This is a genomic window from Rhizobium sp. P2_G2 (genome assembly GCF_056403555.1).
Window position 1 is genome coordinate 186,327 of the sequence record NZ_JBFUFF010000004.1, and the last position, 23,202, is coordinate 209,528.

Sequence of the window (23,202 nt, forward strand, 5' to 3'; positions counted from 1 at the left end):
AACAACCAGGATGATTAGAATTGGGATCGATGTCGGCGGCACCAACACCGATGCCGTCGTCATGGACGGTACGCAGGTGGTGGCCGGTGTGAAATCGGCCACGACGGCCGATGTGATGAGCGGCGTCGTCAATGCGCTCAAGGACGTGCTGGCCGCCTCCGGCGTGGCGGCGAGCGCCATCGACGTGGTGATGATCGGCACCACGCATTTCACCAATGCCGTCGTGCAGCGCCGTGACCTGGCGCAGACGGCGGCCGTCCGCCTCGGCCTGCCCGCGACCTCGTCGCTGCCGCCGATGGTCGATTGGCCGGAAGACCTGAAGACCGCGATCGGCAACCATGCCTGGCTGGCCCATGGCGGCAATGAATTCGACGGAAGGGTGATCTCGCCGCTCGATGAAGAGGAACTGCTCGGCATCGCCGACGAGATCAAGGCCAAGGGCATCAACACCATCGCCATCACCTCGGTCTTCTCGCCCGTCTCCAACGAGTTCGAGAAGCGGGCCGGCGAGATCTTCGCCAAGGCAATTCCAGGCGCACATATCACGCTCTCCAGCGAGATCGGCCGCATCGGTCTGCTCGAACGTGAGAATGCAGCGATCATGAATGCCTGCCTGCGCGACCTCTCCGCTCACGTCGTCGAGGCATTCCGCAAGGCGATCACCGAGACCGGTATCAAGGGCCGTTTCTTCCTGACTCAGAACGACGGCACGCTGATGGATGCCGCCTTCGCCGAGAAATTCCCGGTGCTGACCTTCGCCTCCGGCCCGACCAATTCCATGCGCGGCGCCGCCTTCCTGTCGGGCGTCGATGACGCCATCGTCGTCGATATCGGCGGCACGACCTCGGATGTCGGCTCGCTGCAGAAAGGCTTTCCGCGCCAGGCGACGGTCGCCGTCGAAGTCGGCGGCGTGCGCACCAATTTCCGCATGCCGGATGTCTTCTCCATCGGCCTCGGCGGCGGCTCGCTGGTCGTCGACGGCGATGGCGGCGTCAAGGTCGGCCCGACCTCGGTCGGCTATCGGATCAAGACCGAAGCATTGATCTTCGGTGGCGAGACGCTGACCACGACGGACGTTGCAGTAGCGGCCGGCTATCCCGATCTCGGCGATGCCACAAAGGTCTCGCATCTGCCCAAAGACCTGCTCGCTCGCACCCAGGCGAAAATCCTCTCAATGCTTGAGGATTGCGTGGAGCGCTCGCGGCTGTCGCCGGACCCCTTGCCGGTGATCGTCGTGGGCGGCGGCTCGATCCTGATCGATGGCCCGATCGGTGGACTGGAAGTGATCAAGCCCGCGCATTTCGGCGTCGCCAATGCCGTTGGCGCCGCCATCGCCCAGGTCTCGGGCGAGATCGACCGCGTCTACGCACTGGCCGATATCGGCCGCCAGCAGGCGCTCGATGATGCCAAGGCGCGCGCCATCGATGCTGCGGTGGCTGCAGGCGCCTCGCGCGACAGCGTCGAGATCGTCGATGTCGAGGACGTGCCACTCGCCTATCTGCCGGGCAATGCAACGCGCGTCCGCGTCAAGGCCGTGGGTGAACTCCATGTCGCGTGATTTCCGGATACTCACAGAGGCGGACCTCAAGCCGCTAGCACTTGGCGCGGCGCTCCTCGGCACGGGCGGCGGTGGCAATCCCTATATAGGCATGCTCCGCACCCGCGAACTGATGCGCCGCGGCGCGAAAATCGAGCTCATGCCGCTCGAAGCTTTGCCCGATGACGCCTGGGTCGGCGAAGTCGGCGGCATCGGCGCGCCGGTCGTCGGCGTCGAAAAGATCGAGGAAGGCGGAGAATGCTATCGCGCCATGCTGGGCGTCGAGGAAGCAGCCGGCGTCAAAATGACGGCAGTGATCTCGGGAGAGATCGGCGGCGCCAATTCGATGGAGCCGATCATCACCGCCGCCTATGCCGGCCTGCCCGTGGTCGACGGTGACGGCATGGGCCGCGCCTTCCCCGAAGTGCAGATGACCACCTTCTTCATCAATGGCGCCAAGGCTTCGCCCGGCGCCATTGCCGATGAAAAAGGCAACGTCGTCGTCTTCCGCCATGTGGTCGACATGTTCTGGCTGGAAAAGTTCGCCCGCGACATCGCCGTCGACATGGGCGCAGGCGCCGGTTTCGCCGTGGCACCGATGAGCGGCGAATTCGTTCGCCGTAACGCCGTGCCAGGCACGGTGACGCAGGCGCTCGATATCGGCAACACGATCATCCGGGCGCGTGCGAAACACCAGAACGTGGTTGAGAAGATCGTTGCCGAGACCGGGGCCAAACTGTTCTTCACTGGCAAGATCACCGATATCGAACGGGTGCTGCGCGGCGGTTTTGCGCGCGGCATGGCCAAGATTGCCGGCACCGGGCAATGGGCCGGATCGGAAGCCTCGATCGCCATCCAGAACGAGAATCTGGTGCTCTGGGTCGATGGCGAGCCGGTGATCATGGTACCGGACCTGATCATGAACCTCGAACTCGACACGGGCGAGCCGATCACCACCGAAATGCTGCGCTACGGCCAGCGCGTCGCCGTGATCGGCCTGCCGGTGCATGACCTGATGAAGACGCCGCACGCCCTGGAAGTCGTCGGCCCGAAAGCCTTCGGCTACCCCGAACTGACCTTCAAACCCCTCCCCTCGCATAGGAGCTCCTGATGAAAACCTTGCGCACGGTCTATGCCGAGGACCTGGACGATATTGCCGTCGGCGGTGCGATCATGGGCACGGGCGGCGGCGGCGACCCCTATGTCGGCAAGCTCATGGCCCAGCAGGCAATCCGCAAGCACGGCCCGGTGAAGATCGTCGATGTCGAGGATCTGGCAGACGATGCGCTGGTCGTCCCCGTCTGCATGATGGGCGCACCGACGGTCATGACCGAGAAGCTGCCGCAGGGCGAGGAACTGATCAACGCCTTCCGCCAGCTCGAACAGGTGATGAATCGCAAGATCGACGCCGTGCTCTGCGGCGAGGCCGGCGGCATCAATTCGACCACGCCTTTCGTCGTCGCCGCCATGACCGGCCTGCCGCTGGTCGACGGCGACGGCATGGGCCGCGCCTATCCGGAACTGCAGATGGTGACCTTCACCATGCACGGCGTCTCGGCCACCCCGATGGTGCTGTGCGACGACAAGGGCAATTCCATCGTGCTGGAAACAGTCAGCAATGCCTGGACCGAACGCCTCGCCCGCGCCGCCACCATCGAAATGGGCGGCTCGGCGCTGCTCGCCTTCTACCCGATGAGCGGCGCAGTGGCAAAGAAGGCCGTGGTGCGCGGCACGCTGACGCTTTGCGCCAATCTCGGGTTGACGCTGCGCGAGACGCGGGCGGCGCATGCCGATCCGGTCGAGGCGGTTGTCGACATGCTCGGCGCCCAGATCATCTTCCACGGTCGCGTCAAGGACATCGACCGCCGCACAGTCGGCGGTTTTGCCCGCGGCACCGCCCGTTTCGACGGCGTCGAAGACTGGAAAGGCCATACGTTCAAGCTCGATTTCCAGAATGAGTTCCTGATGGCCGAGCGCGACGGCAAGATCCTCGTGACGACGCCGGAACTGATCACGCTGCTGGAAGCCGACAGCGGCAATCCGGTGACGGCGGATTCGCTGAAATATGGGCTTCGGCTTGTAGCCCTCGCCTTTCCCTGCAATCCGCAATGGCGGACAGCGGAGGGGATTGCTTTGGTCGGACCAAGGTATTTCGGGTACGATATCGATTATAAGCCGTTCTTTTGACAGCCGGTATATTGGCCTAAAAAGACCCCGCCCCAAACCCCTCCCCACAAGGGTGAGGGGCTTAACCCAGCCGCACCCACTGCGCCCCAATTGAGGCAAATAGGGTGCCGCGAGTCTTCTCCCCCCTTGTGGGGGAGATGGCCGGCAGGCCAGAGAGGGTCTTTTCTTCTCACCCCCCTTGGCCGCGCCATCAACGTGCGGATCACCCACCGGCCCATCCACCTTCATCGCCATCCGCTTGACCGCCTTGCCGTGTACGGCGATGTCTACCAGCATTTCTGCCGCCGCCTGGCCCATTTCATAATTGGGCAGCATAGGGGTGGAAAGCGGCGAATGCGTGTAGCCCTTGAGGCGATCGATCGCCGCATCCATCCGGACTTCACCGTCGATGTCGGGCGGAATGAAACTCTGCCCGATCCAGGACCGATTTAGTCGATCGGCGGCAGATGAAATACAGTTGGATGGCCCTCGTCCAGATTGTCGTAGAGCACCACGACATCGACGCCGGACGCGTCGTTCGACAACACGGTCAATGTTTCGGCTTTTCCGATCGTATTGTTGACGACCACCGTCGGAATTGGCAGCAGCGTCTTCGTTTTGCGAATGTCTCCCGGAGTCAAATTGTCCAGCAACCGAATCTCATAGGGAACGTCTGGTTGCTCAAGCGTAGGCCCCGACAGAATGAGAAGTTTTTGGTCGTCCAGGGCAGCAAGGTCTCGGATGCCGACATCGGGAGCGAGGGCGACTTTGATCGTATGCACAAGGCCCGTCGGCAATCCTTCCTTGCCCGGTGCAAACAACGGTTCGACTGGAACAGTGACGATATATCCCACGCCGGCATCGACAGGGGTCCGCAATCCCGCATAGAGATCGCCTCCGATGACCGCAATGCCCTCGATGTTCGTGCCGACGGTTTTGGCGTTGCCGAAATCCTTCGCAACGTCGCTTTCGGCCAGCACATCTGCAAGCCGCCAGGTTCTCTCAACCGTGACGGAATCCGCGATCGGCTCATCGGGCTTGGCAGCAAAGCGCGTGAGCAGATAGCTTGACGCCTTGTACTTATCGCTTCCGTTACAAGAATGGGAACTCGACACAAAGATCATGTCATCTGCATAGGCTACGCCTTCACCATCAAGCTCCTCATACTGGTGTTTCGAATTGCCGCCAGGGCAAGGCGCAATGCGTTGTTTTCCAAGGACATCATCGCCGGTGTCATTTCCTTTGATGAAGGTGATGACATGCGCCAGCGGCGTCAGGGTATCGGAGCCGAGTTCGGCAAACTGGCCGAATTTTTCCTCGTCGTTGATGACGAAGCATAGTCGGGATGGATCGGCGGCCTTTCCCATACATGCCATGCCGCTGATCCCACGCGGCTTGTTGCCGGTTTTGGATCCAGGGGCATCGAATTGCGCCGGGACCTTTAACGCCTTGCCGGATATTTCGGCTCCATATGACTGCGATGCCAGACATGCAAATATCGACGCGCTAAGCAGTAGTTTAAGCGACATGCACATTCCTCCCCTGCTTTTGCTGCCTGTGCGATCCCGAATACGCGACGCTCTGTTGTCCGCTCCGTTCCTCTGTAGGCACGACGCCTCAAAGTCGTCGAAGGAGGCTGCAGGTCAGGCCGGCCGCAGTTCGGTTGTTCCATTGATACTCGCAACCTAAACGATTGGCAAGCGAACAAATTCGATCCGCTGGAATCCGATCACTTCCAACTCGGTAGAACCAGCGCCACGCCATGCGATCAGTTGCGCAACGGCAACCAGTTCGACATGCCTTTGCCATGAACCGTGCCAGACGAGCATGATTTAGCGACGGTTAACAACTGTATATTATAGGTAAGCAGTCGCAGACATTGCTTCATGCATGTACTGGGAAGGTGCTGCAATTGCTTGAAAAACATTTTATCAAAGGTTTTAACGACAGCGGCCTTGATCCTGAGGACGTGCAGCAGGCGCATGACGAGCAGGAGGTGCTGTCGGTCCTTCCGTCGCTGATGGTGCAGATGCTGCGCTACCAGACGCTGATCGACAATATTTCCCAAGGTGTCTGCTTTTTCGACGGCGAACAGCGGCTGGTGCTCAGCAATCCGCGCTACGCAGAAATCTATCGCCTCGATCCGGAATGTCTCGTCTCCGGCACGTCGTTGCGCGAGATCATCGAGCTGCGTGAGGCCAATGGTACCTGCCCGATGGGCAGCGCCGACAACTATACCTCATTCTGCACCGATGCAGCTGTCGCCGGGCGCCCGATTATCTGGAATGCCGAACTCCAGGATGGTCGTGTCATCCGCGTCTGCCACCAACCGATGGAGGATGGCGGCTGGGTGGCGACCCATGAGGATATTTCCGACAAGATCGCCCACACGGCGCTCGCCAATGAACGGATGTCGCTGCAGCATCTGATCGACTCCGTGCCCGACTATCTCTGGGTCAAGGACGTCGACGGCCGCTTCGTCATCGCCAACACGGCGCTGGCCGCCGACTGGGGCCGGACGCCGGAGGAAATGATCGGTCTGGTCGACAGCGATTACCATCCACCCGAACTGGCAAAGGAGTTCCGGGAGCGCGAGCTCGAGATCCTGCGCACCGGCACACCGATGATCGACCGGGAGGAGAATGTCCACGATCCGTCCGGCCGGTTCAAATGGATCTTGTCCACCAAGCTGCTGCTGCGCGGACGCGACAACGAGGTTCTCGGCCTCGTCGGCATTGCCCGCGACATCACCGAACGCAAACGGTCTGAAATATTGCGCGGCGGCCAGGCGAAGATCCTGGAAATGATCGCGACTGCAGCGCCACTGCAAGATGTGCTGACCGAACTCGTGCTGCTCATCGAAGCGCAATTGACCGGCATCGTCGCCTCGATCCTGCTGCTGGACAATGACGGCGAAAGGCTTTGCCGAGGGATCGCACCGCACCTCGATCCGGATTATTCACGTGCGATCGAAGGCGTGCGGATTGGCCCCAAAGTCGGCTCCTGCGGCACGGCCGCCTATCGTCAGGAAACCGTGATCGTTGCCGACATCCAGGCTGATCCGCTCTGGGAGGATTTTCGCGAGCTGATGGCGCCCTTTGGCTACCGCTCCTGCTGGTCGACACCCATCATGTCACATAGAGGGGCGGTTCTTGGCACCTTTGCGATGTATTCCAAATCGGTGCGCGAGCCCACCAGTGAAGAGACCGGCCTTGTCAGCATGGCAACCCGCATCGCTGGCATCGCCATCGAGCGGAAGCTGACCGAGGACCATATCCAGTTCATGGCGACGCATGACGCGCTGACACATCTGCCCAATCGCACTCTGCTGAGGCAGCGTCTCGCCGACGCGATCGAGCAGGCGGAAGCCACCGATCGCGGCGTTGCCGTGCTGTTCATCGATCTCGATCGCTTCAAATTCGTCAACGACAGCCTCGGCCACAATGCCGGCGACGAGCTGCTGCGCATCGTCGCCAACCGCATGCTGGAACATGTCCGCTCGACCGACACCGTCGTCCGGCTGGGCGGTGACGAATTCGTCGTCCTGCTGCCCGACCAGCCCAAGCTGCCGGAGACCGTCCCCGCCATATGCCAGGTCATTATCGACGCCGTGGCCGCGCCGATCACGCTGGAAGGTCATGAACTGCGGGTCACCTGCAGCATGGGCATCGCCCACTACCCCGCCGACGGAGCGAGCACTGAAGCGCTGCTGACCAATGCCGATGCGGCCATGTATCAGGCCAAGGGCTTGGGGCGCGACAATTTTCAGTTCTATTCGCCGGAGCTGAACGCCAAGGCCCACCAGAAACTGCTGCTGCAGGAGCAGTTGCGCAACGCCGTGGAGCGCGCCGAACTTTTCCTGCAATACCAGCCTCAGGTCGACCTGAAGACCGGTCGCGTCTTCGCCGCCGAAGCGCTTATACGCTGGAACCATCCTTCACTCGGTCGCATCTCGCCGGCCGATTTCATTCCGCTGGCCGAAGAGACCGGATTGATCGTGCCGATCGGCAATTGGGTGATCCGCGAGGCCTGCCGCCAGAACAAGGCCTGGCAGGATGCCGGCCTGCCGCCGATCAATATCTGCGTCAATGTCTCGGCGCGTCAGTTCTGGGAAAAGAACCTGATCGAGCAGGTCGTCGAGGCGCTCGAAGCGAGCGGGCTTGAGGCAAAATATCTGGAGCTCGAACTCACCGAAAGCCTGATCATGCAGAATATCGACCACGCGGTCGCGACCATGCAGGCGCTGCAATCGCTCGGCGTGCAGCTGTCCATCGACGATTTCGGCACCGGCTATTCGAGTCTCAGCGCGCTGAAGAATTTTCCTGTCGCCCGTCTGAAGATCGACAAGTCCTTCATCGACGACCTTTCGGTCAACGAGAGCGATCGCGCCGTGGCCAGCGCCATCATCCTGCTCGGCCAGAAGCTGAACCTGCGCGTCATCGCCGAGGGCGTCGAAACCGACGAGCAACTGACCTTCCTGCGCGAAAACAATTGCGACGAGATGCAGGGTTACTATTTCAGCCGGCCGGTTTCAGCGCCGGAATTCGAGGACATCGTTCGCGGAGCGGCGGCCTGAGCCGACGCCCTATTGCTGCTGCTTGGCGCGGGCAACGATCTGTGTCGGGTTGACGAATTGCAGCGCGATCACCAGCCAGAACAAGGTCGTCACCATATAGACCACCGCCATCGCATCGATCGATTGCGCCGCACGCACACCCGAAGCGAAGACGGCGTAGTAGAGCGCCACCACCAGCGTCTGGGTCGTCGGGCCAGCGATCAGGAATGTCAGCTCGAACATGGCGATCGTGCGCACCAGCACGAGCAGCAGTGCCGCCAGCATGCCCGGCAGCAGCAGCGGCAGCAGGATGCGGACGAACAGGCTGGAGGTCCCGGCACCAAATACCCGTGCCGCAGCCTCGATGCGCGGATCGATCTGCTCGACGAAGGGGATCATCACCAGCACGACGAAGGGCACTGACGGGACCAGGTTGATCAGCACCACGCCCCAGAACGACCCGCCGAGACCGAGCCGGTAGAGTACCGTGGCGAGCGGAATGCCATAAGTCAGCGGCGGAATGAGCAAGGGCAGCAGGAAGAGCAGCACGATGGCGCGCTTGGCCGGAAAATCCCGCCGTGCCAGCGCATAGGCCGTCATCACGCCGATCAGGCCGGAAATGATCACCACCGTAAAGGTGATCTCGAACGTCACCAGGACGACGTTTCCCAGCTGGAATTCCTTCCAGGCGCTCGCATACCAGCGCGTGGTCCAGCCAGCCGGCAGCCATGTGCCGAGCCAGCGCGTGGCGAAGGAATTGATGATGACGACGGCGATCACTGCCAAGAGATTGAGGATGAAGAGCAGTGCTGTGCCCCAGACCGCGAAGCGCCAGATTTTCGATGTCAGCCCCTTGTCGCGGATCATGACTCAGCCTTTCGTTCCAGCAGCCGGGCCGCGATAAAAGAGCGAACGCAGGCCGAGCACCACCAGCACGACGACCAGTTCGACCGCCCCCATGACCAGCGCGATCGCCGAGCCGAGCGAGTGGTCATATTGTTCGAAGGCCGCCTGATAGGCCGCGATCGATATCACCCGTGTCGGCCCCGCCGGCGCGCCGAGCAGCAGGGCGGAGGGAAACACCGCGAACGCCTGGACGAATGACAGGCAGAAGGTGATCGCCAGTCCCGGCACCAGCAACGGCAGGAAAACGCGCAGGAACCGACGCCGCGCATCGGCACCGAGCGTCGCGGCGGCCTGCTCGATGGCCGGATCGATGCCGGTGATGAAGGACAGAACCAGCAGGAAAGCGAAGGGAAATCCGGTGATCAGCAGCGAGGCAAACACGCCCCAGTAATTGTTGGTCAGCTTGACCGGATCGCTGAGAATGCCGAGCGCCTGAAGCGTATGATTGAACCAGCCGCGCGGTCCGAGAAAGGTCAGCAGGCCATCGGCGACAAAGACCGTGCCAAGCGTGATCGGCAGGACCAGGATCGTGGTCAACAACCTCTGCCGATGCATCAGCCGGACACGGAAGGCGATCGGCACAGCGATTGCCAGATTGACGATGGTCACCGGCAGCGCCAGCCAGAGGGTGGCGCCGATCGTCTTGTACTCGAACGGATCGCTGAAGAATTTGACATAGTTGGCGTACCAGGCGCCCTCTTTGGGGATGAGTGAATCCACCACGCCATAGAGGAACGGATAGACAAACAGCGCGATCATCAGCAGCAGTCCGGGCAGGACCAGAAGCGTGGTCCCGTCCAGCCCGCGCACGGCAAGCCGTGTCCTGAGGCTCGGACCGCTCATTGCTTTCCATCCCTGAACAGCAGCGCATGACCGGGAAGCGGGTTTAGCCGCGTCTCTGCCCCGCGCGGCAGCGCCTGGTCAGCGCGGAAATAGAGGTCGGCGCCATCGGGCGCTCGCGCCATGCCAAAAAAGGCGCGGCCGCGATATTCCATGCTGGCGACCGTCGCGAAAATGCCTTCTCCGTCTGTCGCCATCAGATCCTCGGGACGGACGGAAAGCACCGCAGCATCACCGACCTTCAGCGGTGCTCGCATAGTGCCGGACAACCGCGCCCCAGCCGCTTCGATCTCGGCTTCAGCCCCGGACACCGAAACGACCCGGCCGGAAATGCGGGTGCGAAACCCCATGAAATCGGCGACGGCGAGATTGACAGGCCGCTGGTAGAGGTCCTGCGGCGAACCGATCTGCTCAATATGACCCTGGCTCATCACCACGATGCGGTCAGCCAGCGACAAAGCCTCGTCCTGGTCATGCGTGACATAGATGGTGGTCGAGCCGATCTGATCATGAATGCCGCGAATTTCGGCCCGCATTTCCAGCCTGAGCTTGGCGTCGAGATTGGAGAGCGGTTCATCCATCAACACGATAGGCGGACGAATGACGACGGCGCGGGCAATGGCGACGCGCTGCTGCTGACCGCCGGACAATTGGCCCGGCAGCTTTTCCGCCTGGCTTTCGAGCCGGACGAGCGCCAGCGCCGCCTGGATGCGCTTGTCGGCTTCAGCTCCCTTGACGCCCTGCATGGAGAGGCCGAAGCCGACATTCTTCCGCACGCTCATATGCGGAAACAGCGCATAGCTCTGGAACACCATGCCGAAGCCGCGCCTCTCCGGCTCCAGTTCATCGATGCGACGATTGCCGAGACGGATTTCGCCACCCGACAGCGCCAAGAGGCCTGCAATGCAATTGAGCGCCGTCGACTTGCCGCAGCCCGAAGGCCCGAGCAGCGCGATGAATTCGCCCGGCTCGATCGCCAGATCGATATCGTCAAGCGCATTATAGGCGCCGAAGGAGCGGCGAAGCCCGCGCAATTCGAGGCGTGCATTGTTTTTTGCAGGCGAGAGCGAGGTCAAGCCAATCTCCATGGTGAAGCGGATCGGCCGGCGCCAGCCGAGAAAAGCGGCACCGGCTCAAGCGGGATCAGCCCTTCCTGGCGCCGATCTTCTCGTCCCAGATGCGGAAGGCCGTGACCATCTGCTTGGGTTCGAGCGGCACCTCCAGCGGGTTGTTCGGAATCCAGTCGTCATACTCCTTGCGGCCGAATTCCTTGAGCGTGTCCTGGCTTTCCTGCGGCGCCATGGCCAGCGTCACATCCTTGACCGCCGGGCCGGGATAGAAATAGCCGGCATCATAGGCGATACCCTGCTGCTTCGGCTGCAGGATGTAGTTCAGCACATCGATCAGCACCGCGATCTTCTCGTCGGAGACGCCCTTCGGGATCACGGCATAATGCGCGTCCGTTACCCAGTGGAAACCGTCGAGCTTCGTCACCTTGGCTTCGGCCGGCACGATGCCGAGCGCGCGCGGATTGATATCCCAGCCGGTCGTGGTCGCCACCATGTCGCGGGTGCCTTCGCCGAGTTCCTTGAACACGACGGCGGTGCCGGTCGGGTAATATTCGATATTCTCGCCCAACGCCGCGAGATAGTCCCAGGTCTTGGCCCAGCCGTTGACCGGATCATGCGGATCCTTATCCCCGAGCAGATAGGGCAGGCCCATCAGCAAAGTGCGGCCGGGGCCGGAATTGGCGGGACGGGCATAGAGGAACTTGTTCTTGTTGGCCTTGGTCCAATCGAGCAGTTCCTGCACCGTCTTCGGCGGATTGGCCACCTTGTCCGGCATATATTCAAGCAGAGGTCCCGACGGATAATACGTGATCACCACGCCTTGGCCCTTGGCGAGCGACTGCATCTTCAGCGCCTGCGGCAGAAGGATGTTTTCGGCATTTGGCAAGTCGGCCTTGTGGCTGTCCATGCTGATCCACAGGCCCTGGTCGATGCCGGCCGAGAGCGCGTCCGTGCCGGTGAGCACGAGATCGATATCGACCTTGCCGGCATCCTGCTGCGCCTTGATCTTGGCGGGCAGTTCCGGCGCCGGTGCCTTGGTGAAGGCAAAATTCGACACCCAGTCGGATTTTTCCGATGCATAGTTCTCGAACATGCCCTGCGTCAGCGCCAGGTCGCCTGCCACGTCGGCGATCGTGATCGTCACCGGGCTGGCCGGCTTGGCGACGGCGGCCAGCAGGCGCGAGGGCAGCAGGCTGGCAACGGCCGCGCCGGCTGCGGTGCCGACGAATGTTCTGCGTTTCATCTCCATCGTGGTCTCTCCTCCACTTTGATCCATACCGGCGACATGGGGCGGATGCCGGCGTGAAAATGATTGGAAATATTTGCGTAAAGTTCAGGCCAAGTTTCCAACTCCTCTTCGGATGCCCTTGGCAAGCGACGGCAACTGATATACTAGTATGCACGAAAGTGTCAACAACATGGAAAGCCGATGACGGAGAACAGCGTCTCAAACGCGCTGAGTGAGCGAGAGCCGGAGAAAATAATCACGCTACGTCGCGTGACGACGGCGGATGCGATTTTCAGTCGCCTTCACGCCGACATCCTGTCGCTACGCCTGCCGCCGGGAACCGCGCTGCAGGAGAAACGGATTGCCGAGGAATTCGGCGTCAGCCGTACGCCGGTGCGCGAGGCGCTGTTGAGACTGTCCGAGGGCGGGTTGGTCGATATCTATCCACAATCAGGCACGGTGGTGTCGCGCGTGCCGGTCGGCGCCATTCCGGAAGCCGTCGTGGTGCGCAAATCGCTCGAATGCACGACGGTGGAGCGGGCGACCGAGATTGCCACCGCAGCCGATATCGAACGGCTGGCGGCGATCATCGCGCGCCAGAAGGCGCTTGCGGCGATCGGCGACACATCTGGTTTTCACGAGCAGGACGAGGCGTTTCACGAAGCCATCAGCCAGATCGCCGGCTATCCGGGCATCTGGAATATTCTCAAGACGGTGAAAGTGCAGATCGACCGCGCACGACGGCTGACGCTGCCGGTGCTTGGCCGCATGCAAAACGTCATCGCCGAGCATCAGACAATTCTCGATGCGATCGCCGCCCATGACATACAGCAGGCGCGGGAGCGGATGATCCATCATCTCAGCGCAGTCATCCCCGACGTCGCGGAACTGCGCTCCCGCTATCCCGATTATTTCTGCTGAGCCGCCGGAGGAGAATGCGTGAAACAGGGCTGGAGATGGTTCGGGCCGGCGAGCCCGGTGACGCTCGACGAGGTGCGCCAGACCGGTGCCACCAATATCGTCTCGTCCCTGCATGACGTGCCGATCGGCCGCGCCTGGACCGAGGCCGAAGTGCGCGAGCGCCAGTCGCTGATCGAGATCACGCCACCCGGCCGCTCGAAACTCACCTGGTCGGTGATCGAAAGCATACCTATTCCCGACGCCGTCAAGCGCAAGGGCAAGGGCGCGAAACAGGAAATCGAGGCCTGGATTGCCAGCCTCGAAGCCGTCGCCGCCTGCGATATTCCGATCATCTGTTACAATTTCATGCCGGTCGTCGACTGGACGCGCACCGAACTCGACCACGTAACGCCCACAGGCGCGACCGCGATGCGCTTCGACCACGAGCGCTTCGCTGCCTTCGATCTCTTTGTGCTGCGGCGTCCGGCCGCCGTGCAGGACTATGGGCCGGAAGACACAGCGCGTGCACGCACGGTCTTCGAAAGCATGACGGAAGACGAGATCGCCGAGATCACCCGCATCATCACGTCCGCCCTGCCCGGCTCGACAACAGAACCGCTGACCATTCCCGAATTCCGTGACAAGCTGCTCGCCTATGCCGAGATCGACGCTAAGACTCTGCGCCGGCACCTGATCGAATTCCTCGAAGCCGTGACGCCGGCGGCGGAGGCACGTGGCGTCAAGCTGACGCTGCATCCCGACGATCCGCCACGGCCGCTCTTCGGCCTGCCGCGCATCGCCTCGACGGCGAAGGACTATGCCGCCCTCTTCGACGCGGTGCCGTCCGCGGCCAACGGCATGTGCTATTGCACCGGCAGCCTTGGCGTCCGCGCCGACAACGACCTGCCGGCAATCGCTCGCCGCTTCGCCTCGCGCATCCATTTCGCCCATCTCCGCGCCACCAAGCGCGAAGGCGACGGCCGCAGTTTCCACGAAAGCGCGCATCTCGAAGGCAATGTCGACATGGTCGCGGTGCTCAGGGAACTCATAGCGGAGGACCGCAGGCGTAACGAAAAAGATTCGATCGTCTTCCGCTCCGACCATGGTCATCGCATGCTCGACGACCTCCATAAGACCGTGACCCCCGGCTATCCGGCCATCGGCCGCATGCGCGGCCTCGCGGAACTGCGCGGCATTCTCTACGCGCTCGGCAGCGTGCCGAATTAGAGCCCGCTTCAGGCGGCAAGGAGTATCCTCATGACGGCAAGCGACGGCTTCCTACACCCCGACCGGCTTTTTCCGGCTGATCCAGCCCTCCGCACGATCGCCCGCGACCTCTATGAAACCGTGCGTGACCTGCCGATCGTCAGCCCGCACGGCCATACCGAGCCGGCCTGGTTCGCCGAAGACAAGCCGTTCGAGGATGCCGCCTCTCTGCTGGTGATCCCTGACCACTATCTCTTCCGCATGCTCACTTCGGTTGGGGTCGATCTCGACACGCTGGGCGTACCGCGCCTGGACGGCAAGCCGGTTGCGCGCGGCCGGGATATCTGGCGGGCTTTTGCCGCACACTATCATCTTTTCCATGGCACGCCGTCGCGGCTCTGGGTCGACCATGCCATGTCGGCCGTGCTGGGCTGTACCGAGCCGTTGACGCCACAAAATGCCGACGTGCTCTATGACCATATCAACGCCGAGCTCGCCCGGCCCGAATTCCGCCCGCGGGCACTACACCAGCGCTTCAACATCGAGACGATCGCGACGACAGACGGCGCACTCGATCCACTCCTGCATCACCAGAAGCTGGCGAAGGACGGCTGGATCGGCAAGGTGCGTTCGACCTACCGGCCCGACAGCGTCACCGATCCCGATGCGCGGCATTTCCGCGAAAACCTGGTCAAGCTCGGCGAAATCGCCGGCACCGATATCACCAATTGGGAGGGCATGATCGAGGCGCATCGCCGCCGCCGCGCCTTCTTCCGCCAATATGGCGCCACCGCCACCGACCATGGCGTACCCACCGCCTTTACCGCCGACCGGCCGCTGTCGGACAAACAGGCCCTGCTCGACCGCATCCTGGTCGAACCCGCCACTGCCGCCGATGCCGAGCTCTTCCGCGGCTTGATGCTGACCGAAATGGCTGGCCTTTCAGCGGAAGACGGCATGGTCATGCAGATCCATGCCGGCTCCCGACGCAACACCGACATAGGCCTCTTCCGCACCCGCGGCCCGAATATGGGCGCCGATATCCCCACCCCCACCGATTGGGTTGGCGGCCTTGGCCCGCTGCTGTCGAAATACGGCCATGCGCCGGGCCTGCGCATCCTGCTGTTCACACTCGACGAGACCACCTATGCCCGCGAACTTGCCCCGATGGCAGGCTACTGGCCCTGCCTGATGATCGGCCCGCCCTGGTGGTTCCACGACAGCCCGAACGGTATCCGCCGCTATCTCGATCAAGTCGTCGAAACGGCCGGCTTTGCCAATCTCGCCGGCTTCAACGACGACACCCGGGCGCTGTTGTCGATTCCCGCCCGGCACGATGTTTGGCGCCGCGAAGTCTGCCGCTTTCTCGCCGACCTCGTTGCCGAACACCGCCTATCCAAGCGAGATGCGGAAGGCGTGGCGGAAGCACTGAGCTACAGTAATGCAAAGAAGGCCTACAAACTGTGACCGAGCGTCTACACGATACCGCCGGCCTGCCATCCGGCGTCAGCATTCCCAGCTATGACCGCAATTCGCTGAAGGCAGGCATTCTGCATCTCGGCCCCGGCGCATTCTTCCGAGCGCATCTCGCCGGCTATACGGACGCTTCGATTGCCGATGCCGGTGGCGATTGGGGCATTGAGGTCGCCAGCCTTCGGACTACCGATGTGGTCGACCATCTCAACGCCCAGAACGGACTCTATACGCTGCTCATCCGCGATACAGCCGGGACAACGGCTGACGTGATCGGCTCGATCCTCAAGGCGCATGCCGCCTCCCGCGACCCGGCCGCATTGCTCGCCCGATTGGAGGATCCCACGATCCGCATCGTCAGCCTGACGGTGACCGAAAAAGCCTATGGATTGGATCCGGCCACCGGCGGCCTCGACATCACGCATCCGGATATCGCCCACGATCTCGCCGACCGGCATGCATCACGCAGCGCTGTCGGTTATCTCGTCGAAGGCCTCTCGCGGCGCCGGGAAAAAGGCATTGCCCCGTTCACACCGTTGAGCTGCGACAACCTGCCGGCCAATGGCCACGTGCTGCGCCGGCTGGTGCTGGATTTCGCAGCACGCATCAATGCTTCGCTGCACGACTGGATCGCCGAAAACGTGCCTTTCCCATCGACCATGGTCGACCGCATCACGCCGGCCAGCACGGACGCCACCTATACCGACGCTGCGCGTCTCACGGGCCGGATCGATCTCGCCGCTGTCGAAACAGAACCATTTGCTCAATGGGTGATCGAGGACCGCTTTGCGAACGGCCGACCGGCCTGGGAGAAAGCTGGCGTACTGATGGTCAGCGACGTCGCACCCTATGAGAAAATGAAGCTCCGCATGCTCAACGGCACGCATTCGCTGCTCGCCTATCTCGGCTTCATCGGCGGCTTCGACTATATCCGCGACGTCATGGAGGATGCACAACTGGCAGCGTTGGCGCGGCGCCATATGGCAGCGGCGGCCGCGACGCTCGACCCCTTGCCCGGCATCGACTTTGCCGCCTATGCCGATCAGCTCGCATCCCGCTTCGCCAACAAGGCGATCGCCCACCGCACCTACCAGATCGCCATGGATGGCACACAAAAACTGCCGCAGCGCCTGTTGGAGCCAGCCGTCGCCGCGTTGGCTACAGGCGATGGAGCCGAGACATATGCCATCGCGATCGCCGCTTGGATGCGCTATGCAGTCGGCGTCGACCGGAACGGTGAGGCTTATGATCTGCGTGATCCCCGGGCCGCGGAGATCGGCGCGTCTCTGGGAGACATTCCCAGAACAGGCAATGCCATCTCGCATGCGCTTTTCAGGCTTCCCGGTCTTTTCCCGGCGGCGCTGAGAGAGAACATCGGCTGGACAGAAAAAGTGGCCGAGACGCTGAACTCGCTTCTTCTTCGCCATCGCCTCAATTGATAAGCCGATCTCGGCGTTTCACGAGACTTTCGCTTCAGTGAAAAAGATGCGGCCGCTACCCCGGCCGCCGCACGACGCGGACCTTGCCGCTGCTTCCGCCGCCGCAGAAGAACCGCTCTCGGCCGTCGGATTCCAGCCCGGAAACGCCGGTGCCGGTGGGCATTTCCAGCACTTCAAGCAGCTTGCCGCTGACGGGATCGATGCGGCGAAGGTCGCTTTCTTCTTCTTCCCAGGTGCCGTGCCAGAGTTCCTCGCCGGCCCAGGTCACGCCGGTGACGAAACGGCTGGTCTCGATGCTGCGCAGGATGGCGCCGGTTTCCGGGTCGATCTGGTGAATCTTTTTTGCGCGGTAATGACCGACCCAGAGCGATCCTTCGGCCCAGGTCAGGCCGGAATCACCGCCCTCTCCCGGCGCGGGAATCGAGGCGAGGACATCGCCATTTTTCGGATCGATCTTGAGAATGCGATCCTCGGCGATCTGGAAAAGGTGTCGGCCGTCAAAGGCCGTACCGGCATGCGAGGCGACGTCGATCGATTGCTGTTCCTCGCCACTATCGGGATCGAAAGCATGCAGCTTGTCGCCAGCCGCAAACCAGACGCGTTCGCCGTCGAAAGTAACGCCGTTGACGCGCGACGCGCCCTCAAAGGGTCCGTATTCGCAGAGGACTTCAGCCCGGGATTTCTTCATTCGCCCATCCTAACCAAATGCCTTCATTCTATCCCACCGGCAGCGGGCCGGGGAGTAACAAAGTTGTCGGAAAGCCGGTGATCGGCGGCATCATCCACCGGCGCGCCGGCCCGCGGCCGAAGCACTGCACTTTACCAGCGGTCAGGAGTTCGTCGAGTGCCCGCTGAATCGTCCGCGGACTGGTTTCGAGCGCAATTGCCAGCGCCGAACTCGACCACGCCTCGCCATCCGCCAGAAAGGCAAGCAAGGCCGCATGGTCCTCCTCGACCGGCGGCGCAAGCACGACGATCTGCCGCGCTTGATGCGGCGACAGCGCAAAACCCTCGCGCGTGGCGCGGATGTCGGCAATCGACTGCAGCGCAACGCGCAACCGCCCGATCTCCACCCGAAGACGCGCGCGGTGCGATTCATCGGCATATTTTGCCCGGAACGCTTGGGCGATCAGCACGCTCCGCGGCACGTCGCCCGGCCATGCCTGCGCCAGACTGCGTGCCAGCGCAAACAGCACCGGCCGGCTTGCGAGCGGCACGATGCTGCCCCCCTGCCGAACGGCATTGCGGCACGCATCCACGACGAGGACATCCGAGTCGAACAGAGCCTCGACCTCTTCGAGCAAGATCGGACGCTCGCCGTCGCGCCCGACCAGACGCGCAGCTGGCACCGCAAGAACGGCCGCCGCGCCCTCGATTTCCGCCGCCAGCGCCGGAATCCCCGCCTGCCGCGCCGCAGCGAGCGCATCGGCGAAAGCCGTCCGCGCCGCTCTCGTCTTCAGGCGGCGTATCGCCAGTCCCGCGACGGCCAGCCAATGAGCGGCCCTCGAGGCTGGCGGCAATGGCGCGGGATCAAGGTCGGCCAGCAGGCGCTCCGCATGCTCCAGCCGTCCGATCAGCAGCAGGCGCCGCACTTCGAGATTGCCGGCATAAGCGGCATTGACCGCATCGCCATGCGCCTGCAGCGTCGCCCGCGCCGCTTCGAGCGTCCTGGCCGGCCAGGCAAGATCGCGCGACACCAGTGCAATCTCGGCCTCGGCGACGACACAACGCGCCCGCGCCACTGCTTCTCTTGGCCCGAACACCTTGGCCGCCGATTTGAGCAGGGCCTTGGCGCGCGGAAAATCGCCGAGCTGGGCCATGGCGATGCCGCGCAGCGCCAGCGCGGGCGCGTCTTCGCGCAAGGCAATGCGCTTGAGCGCCCCGAGCGGATCGCCTGTCGCAAGCGACCGCGCCGCGGCATTGATCAGCGAATCCATAGAAATCCCGTCACACTTGTAACTCCACCCTCTTGGCATCCGAGGCTAATTTACTCCTCGCAAGCAAGCAACATGCCGCCCGGATGTGGTGGCGCAAGAGAAGTAGAGGAAGAGTTCAATGACAATGCACCTCACCGGCTCACGCGAAGAATGGCTCGCAGCACGGATCGACCTGCTCGCCGCCGAGAAGGAACTGACCCGGCAAAGCGATGCGATCGCCCAGCGGCGGCAGGATCTGCCCTGGGTGAAGATCGAGAAGGACTATCGCTTCGACACCGAACAGGGCAAGGCAACGCTCCGCGACCTGTTCAAGGGTCGCTCGCAGCTTCTGATCTACCACTTCATGTTCGGCATCGATTATACCGCCGGCTGCCCGTCCTGTTCGTCGATCGCCGACGGCTTCAACGGCATTACCGTGCATCTCGAAAACCATGATGTCGCCTTCACCGCGGTATCGCGCGCGCCGCTGGCGAAGCTCCAGGAATTCAGGCAGCGCATGGGCTGGGACTTTTCCTGGGCCTCGTCCGGCGAAAGCGATTTCAACAATGACTTCAATGTCTGGTTCACGCCGGAGCAGCAGCGCGACGGCGGCATCGAATATAATTTCCGCAAGGAGCCACCGATGGCCGGGATGAGCTCCGGCGGCACCATGAAGGAATGGAAAGAGCGCGGCGAGGAAAGCCCGGCCGAACAGATGGCTGCCATGACTGGCACCGACCTCGCGACTTATACGCGCGACCGGCCCGGCCTCAGCACCTTCGTCATCGAAGACCGCGACATCTATCATAGCTATTCCAGCTATGCGCGTGGACTGGACGGCGTCTGGGGCATGTATCAGTGGCTCGACCGCGCGCCGAAAGGCCGCAATGAGCAAGGCATCTGGTGGCGCCACCACGACCGCTACGGCAGGGAGTGATTTCCATGCCGGATCTCTCGACGTGTTCCAGCTCTGCGCTGCCCGAGGGCAAGGCGTCCGTCGTCGCCGCCGGACGACGGATCGGCGACCTCCGCCTCGCTGACTGGCTCTCCCTCGCGGCAGCGCCGACCTTCATCGCCATGACCGTGGCAACGCAACTCGGTGGCGACGCGTCGATGATGATGTGCTCCGCCGGTCAGGGGACCTTTCCCCTGACCGGCATGGCGATGATGTATCTGCTGATGAGCGCCTTTCACCTGACGCCTTGGATAAGACTGGTCTCGCCGGCAAACGCTCAACACTGAGGCAGGCGCGTTACGACGTCTCCTCGATGCGCCGCGCCTCCACCGGCAGGACGGTGAGTTCACGCCAGTCGATCTCCTCGAGCAGGAGATTGTATCCATCGATCGTGACGCGATTGTCGGCGCGGAGCTGTTCCAGCATCGCCCTCTGCGCCGCCACCGCCTTGAGTGCGAGCTTGCGATATTTCTGGAACGGCAGGCTCTCGCCCGGTTCACGGATCGCCGTGTGCTCGAGCCGGAACGTGGCGCGCAGCAATTCGGCCTCCGCGAGATCGATACCGTCGAGCTTCGACAAAGCCGCCGATGCGAGCTCGCCACGCAAGACTTCAAGCTCGCGGCTGCCGTCGTGTGACTCCAGCCCCAACCAGCGGATCAACGGCGACAATGTCAGCCCCTGAAGCACCAACGTGGCAATGACCACGGCGAAGGCGGCCAGGACGACAATGTCGCGCTGCGGAAAATTTCCCGGCAGGGCAAAGGCCGTCGCCAGCGTGACCAGCCCGCGCATGCCGCACCAGCTCGCCAAGACAGACTGTTGCAGCGTAGCCCGCTGGGGCCGACCCCGCCGCCTGGCAAGGGCGCTATAGATCCGATTGAAGCCGATGCAGACCACGAAGCGGGCCGCGATGACGATCATAACCACGAGTGCGGCGAAGATCATCGCCTGCTTGAAATGGTCGCCGCTCATGCCCCCGACGATCTCGCGCACCTGCATGCCCATCATCAGGAAGGCGACGACGTTGAGCACGAAGACGACTGCGGTCCAGACGGCATAGGACTGGACGCGCATGCGCGCCGACGTCATGCCGCCCTGTCTGGCAATGGTCATGGCGCAGGTGACGACCGCGAGCACGGGTGAGAAACCGAGATGTTCGGCAATGATCCACAGAAGATAGGTCTGGACGAATTGCAGCAGGTTGCCGCCAAGTGAATCGGCGAGATAGCCGCTCAATCGTCCCATGATCATGGCGGCGACGATGCCGAGAATAATACCGCCCGGGATGGCCGCAGCGAGGTGCAATGAAACGGACGTGTCAATGCCGCCCGCCGACTGGATCGCCAGCGCCGCACCGAAAATCAGAAGCGCCGCCGCATCGTTGAACAGGCTCTCGCCGCGCAACACGGTATCGGTGTTGCGCGGCACGGCCATGGAGGAAAGGATCGCCGTTGCCGCCACAGCATCCGGCGGTGCGACGATCGCGCCCAGCACCACGGCCGCCGCCAGCGGCAGCCCGGCGAGAGCCCAGCCGGCATAAGCCACAGCCGCCGTGGTGACCACGACGCCGCCGATGGCATAGACCACCAATGGCAGCCAGAAGCGCCGCGCCGTACCGAGCGGAAAATCAAAGGCGGCATCCATCAGCGCCGGCGCAATGAATAATGCCAGCGCAATGCGCGGATCGAAGGAGAAATGCGGAGCGCCTGGAACCAATGCGAAGACCACGCCGGCCATGGCCAGCATCGACGGATAAGGCAGCTTAAGTTTGCGCGCCACCTGCAGCAGCAGGACGGCGCTCAGCAATAAGATAAGAAGGCTCTCGAAAAAATTCATTCGCCATCGCTATCGGAGAGTGAGGATCTTTGCGGCGCACATGCTTGCGCCACCGCAAATCTAGCACGATTTTTCTCCGATGAAAGGCGTCCAGCGCCGTCAACCGACACCAAGGATATGAGATTGACCGCGGCTCAATCGGTGGCTTTGCCCACCGTATCGGCCATGACCGCACCCCGCTCGCCGATCGGCAATGGCGGACCCGTCGTCGAATCGCAGAGCGTCTGATGTTCGAGCTCGGCATCGAGTTCTGCACCGACGATCAGGATGCAAACCGAGATCCACGTCCAGACCATGAAGCCGATCAGTGCACCCAACGTGCCATAGGTGACGTTGTAATGGCCGAAATTCTGCAGATAGTAGGAAAACGCGATCGAGGTCACCATCCAGACGACAGCGCTGATCCCGGCGCCCCAGCTCAGCCAGCGCAATTTGGCCTTCTCCCGGCTCGGTCCGAAGCGATAGATGACGATCGTTGCCGCCCAGACGATGACGAGCACGACCGGCCAACGAGCCACCGCGGCAAACATCTCCGCCCAGCTGTCCAGGCTCAGAAGCGCGAACAGCGCCGGGACGACACCGATAGCGGCGATCAGGACCACGGCGAGCACAATCGTTCCGAGGGTGAAGCCGAGGGAAAGCAGGTTGAGCTTGACGAAGCTCCGCTTCTCCTCCTCGCCATAGGCGACATTCATCGCATCGAACAGCGCCTTCACACCGCTATTGGCGCTCCACAGCGCAACGGCAAAGCTGATCAGAAAGGCGATGCTCAATGTCGACGCCTTCTGCGAGGTCAAGGTGGAAAGTTGCCCGAGCACGAGATCGAATGCGCCTGGCGGCAGGACCATAGACAAAAAGCCAATTTGCTTGCCGAGATCTGCGGGATTGAACACGAAGCCGTAGAGACTGACGAGCACGCCGAGCGCGGGAAACGAGGCAAGCAGGAGGTAATATGTAACACCGGCGCCAATCAGGGTGACCCGATCCTCGACCACTTCGGAGGCGGTCCGCCAAAGCACATCCTTCCAGCCCCGCATCGGGATCTGGCGCGGGCCGGTGGCGTGACGCCCTCTGCCTTGCTCTGTTTCAGCGTTTGCAACAGGCTCACTTGTCTGGTCGCTCATCGGTCTGCTCTGGTGAAATGCCCTTATTCAATCCACCGGAAGGCCTGGAGT

19 protein-coding genes are annotated in these 23,202 nt (G+C 62.5%); 10 read left to right on the top strand and 9 right to left on the bottom strand.

Annotated elements, in window-relative coordinates:
* The first annotated feature begins 10 nt into the window (after positions 1–10).
* From AC1D06_RS05665 to AC1D06_RS05675, 3 genes are read left to right on the top strand one after another with little or no spacing between them, the layout of a single operon-like run.
* Positions 11–1,558 carry a hydantoinase/oxoprolinase N-terminal domain-containing protein gene (locus AC1D06_RS05665; RefSeq protein WP_477985498.1) on the top strand — a complete coding sequence of 516 codons (1,548 nt, stop codon included), beginning with the start codon at positions 11–13 and terminating at the stop codon, positions 1,556–1,558.
* Complete coding sequence (locus tag AC1D06_RS05670) at positions 1,548–2,648, top strand: DUF917 domain-containing protein (protein WP_477985499.1); 1,101 nt, start codon at positions 1,548–1,550, stop codon at positions 2,646–2,648. Before AC1D06_RS05665 ends, AC1D06_RS05670 begins: the two co-directional genes overlap by 11 nt.
* Positions 2,648–3,724 carry a DUF917 domain-containing protein gene (locus tag AC1D06_RS05675; RefSeq protein ID WP_477985500.1) on the top strand — a complete coding sequence of 359 codons (1,077 nt, stop codon included), beginning with the start codon at positions 2,648–2,650 and terminating at the stop codon, positions 3,722–3,724. Before AC1D06_RS05670 ends, AC1D06_RS05675 begins: the two co-directional genes overlap by 1 nt.
* Positions 3,725–4,152: 428 nt before the next feature.
* On the opposite strand, the gene AC1D06_RS05680 is transcribed toward AC1D06_RS05675, so the two are convergent.
* The gene (locus AC1D06_RS05680) at positions 4,153–5,232 is read right to left on the bottom strand and encodes a DUF3616 domain-containing protein (protein WP_477879067.1); all 1,080 of its coding nucleotides are present in this window, start codon (positions 5,230–5,232) and stop codon (positions 4,153–4,155) included.
* A 383-nt stretch (positions 5,233–5,615) separates the two neighbouring features.
* On the opposite strand from AC1D06_RS05680, the gene AC1D06_RS05685 reads away from it, so the two are divergent.
* Positions 5,616–8,279 (top strand): EAL domain-containing protein, encoded by a 2,664-nt coding sequence (locus AC1D06_RS05685; protein WP_477879066.1) that lies wholly within the window; start codon positions 5,616–5,618, stop codon positions 8,277–8,279.
* A 9-nt stretch (positions 8,280–8,288) separates the two neighbouring features.
* Here AC1D06_RS05685 and AC1D06_RS05690 read toward each other — a convergent pair whose 3' ends face one another.
* Genes AC1D06_RS05690 through AC1D06_RS05705 form a run of 4 tightly spaced genes read right to left on the bottom strand, consistent with a single transcriptional unit; the run spans position 8,289 to position 12,323 of the window.
* Positions 8,289–9,125 (bottom strand): ABC transporter permease, encoded by an 837-nt coding sequence (locus AC1D06_RS05690; protein WP_477985501.1) that lies wholly within the window; start codon positions 9,123–9,125, stop codon positions 8,289–8,291.
* Positions 9,126–9,128: 3 nt separating this feature from the next.
* Complete coding sequence (locus AC1D06_RS05695; protein ID WP_477985502.1) at positions 9,129–10,007, bottom strand: ABC transporter permease; 879 nt, start codon at positions 10,005–10,007, stop codon at positions 9,129–9,131.
* Positions 10,004–11,092 carry an ABC transporter ATP-binding protein gene (locus tag AC1D06_RS05700; protein ID WP_477985503.1) on the bottom strand — a complete coding sequence of 363 codons (1,089 nt, stop codon included), beginning with the start codon at positions 11,090–11,092 and terminating at the stop codon, positions 10,004–10,006. Before AC1D06_RS05700 ends, AC1D06_RS05695 begins: the two co-directional genes overlap by 4 nt.
* A 55-nt stretch (positions 11,093–11,147) precedes the next feature.
* Entirely contained in the window at positions 11,148–12,323 is a 1,176-nt protein-coding gene (locus AC1D06_RS05705; protein WP_477985504.1) for an extracellular solute-binding protein, read from the bottom strand.
* Positions 12,324–12,503: 180 nt separating this feature from the next.
* Between AC1D06_RS05705 and AC1D06_RS05710 the strand changes: the two genes are divergently transcribed.
* From AC1D06_RS05710 to AC1D06_RS05725, 4 genes are read left to right on the top strand one after another with little or no spacing between them, the layout of a single operon-like run.
* Complete coding sequence (locus AC1D06_RS05710) at positions 12,504–13,223, top strand: GntR family transcriptional regulator (protein ID WP_477985505.1); 720 nt, start codon at positions 12,504–12,506, stop codon at positions 13,221–13,223.
* Positions 13,224–13,241: 18 nt separating this feature from the next.
* A complete protein-coding gene (uxuA, locus tag AC1D06_RS05715; RefSeq protein ID WP_477985506.1) occupies positions 13,242–14,429 on the top strand; it encodes a mannonate dehydratase in 1,188 nt (395 codons plus the stop codon).
* Positions 14,430–14,459: 30 nt separating this feature from the next.
* Complete coding sequence (gene uxaC, locus AC1D06_RS05720) at positions 14,460–15,875, top strand: glucuronate isomerase (RefSeq protein WP_477985507.1); 1,416 nt, start codon at positions 14,460–14,462, stop codon at positions 15,873–15,875.
* A complete protein-coding gene (locus AC1D06_RS05725) occupies positions 15,872–17,320 on the top strand; it encodes a mannitol dehydrogenase family protein (protein WP_477985508.1) in 1,449 nt (482 codons plus the stop codon). The genes uxaC and AC1D06_RS05725 overlap by 4 nt, the downstream gene beginning before the upstream one ends.
* A 55-nt stretch (positions 17,321–17,375) precedes the next feature.
* Here the strand turns inward: AC1D06_RS05725 and AC1D06_RS05730 are convergent, their stop codons facing one another.
* Positions 17,376–18,008, bottom strand: a complete 633-nt coding sequence (locus AC1D06_RS05730; protein WP_477985509.1) for a Vgb family protein — start codon at positions 18,006–18,008, stop codon at positions 17,376–17,378.
* A 28-nt stretch (positions 18,009–18,036) separates the two neighbouring features.
* Positions 18,037–19,257, bottom strand: coding sequence for a helix-turn-helix domain-containing protein (locus tag AC1D06_RS05735; protein WP_477985510.1), 1,221 nt, complete (start codon positions 19,255–19,257; stop codon positions 18,037–18,039).
* A 118-nt stretch (positions 19,258–19,375) separates the two neighbouring features.
* Between AC1D06_RS05735 and AC1D06_RS05740 the strand changes: the two genes are divergently transcribed.
* Both AC1D06_RS05740 and AC1D06_RS05745 read left to right on the top strand, forming a co-directional pair.
* Positions 19,376–20,173 carry a DUF899 domain-containing protein gene (locus AC1D06_RS05740; RefSeq protein WP_477985511.1) on the top strand — a complete coding sequence of 266 codons (798 nt, stop codon included), beginning with the start codon at positions 19,376–19,378 and terminating at the stop codon, positions 20,171–20,173.
* A 5-nt stretch (positions 20,174–20,178) separates the two neighbouring features.
* The gene (locus tag AC1D06_RS05745) at positions 20,179–20,478 is read left to right on the top strand and encodes a hypothetical protein (RefSeq protein ID WP_477985512.1); all 300 of its coding nucleotides are present in this window, start codon (positions 20,179–20,181) and stop codon (positions 20,476–20,478) included.
* A 10-nt stretch (positions 20,479–20,488) separates the two neighbouring features.
* Here AC1D06_RS05745 and AC1D06_RS05750 read toward each other — a convergent pair whose 3' ends face one another.
* Positions 20,489–22,027 carry a cation:proton antiporter gene (locus tag AC1D06_RS05750; protein ID WP_477985513.1) on the bottom strand — a complete coding sequence of 513 codons (1,539 nt, stop codon included), beginning with the start codon at positions 22,025–22,027 and terminating at the stop codon, positions 20,489–20,491.
* 134 nt (positions 22,028–22,161) lie between these two features.
* Complete coding sequence (locus AC1D06_RS05755; RefSeq protein WP_477985514.1) at positions 22,162–23,151, bottom strand: YihY/virulence factor BrkB family protein; 990 nt, start codon at positions 23,149–23,151, stop codon at positions 22,162–22,164.
* Between the last annotated feature and the right edge of the window lie 51 nt (positions 23,152–23,202).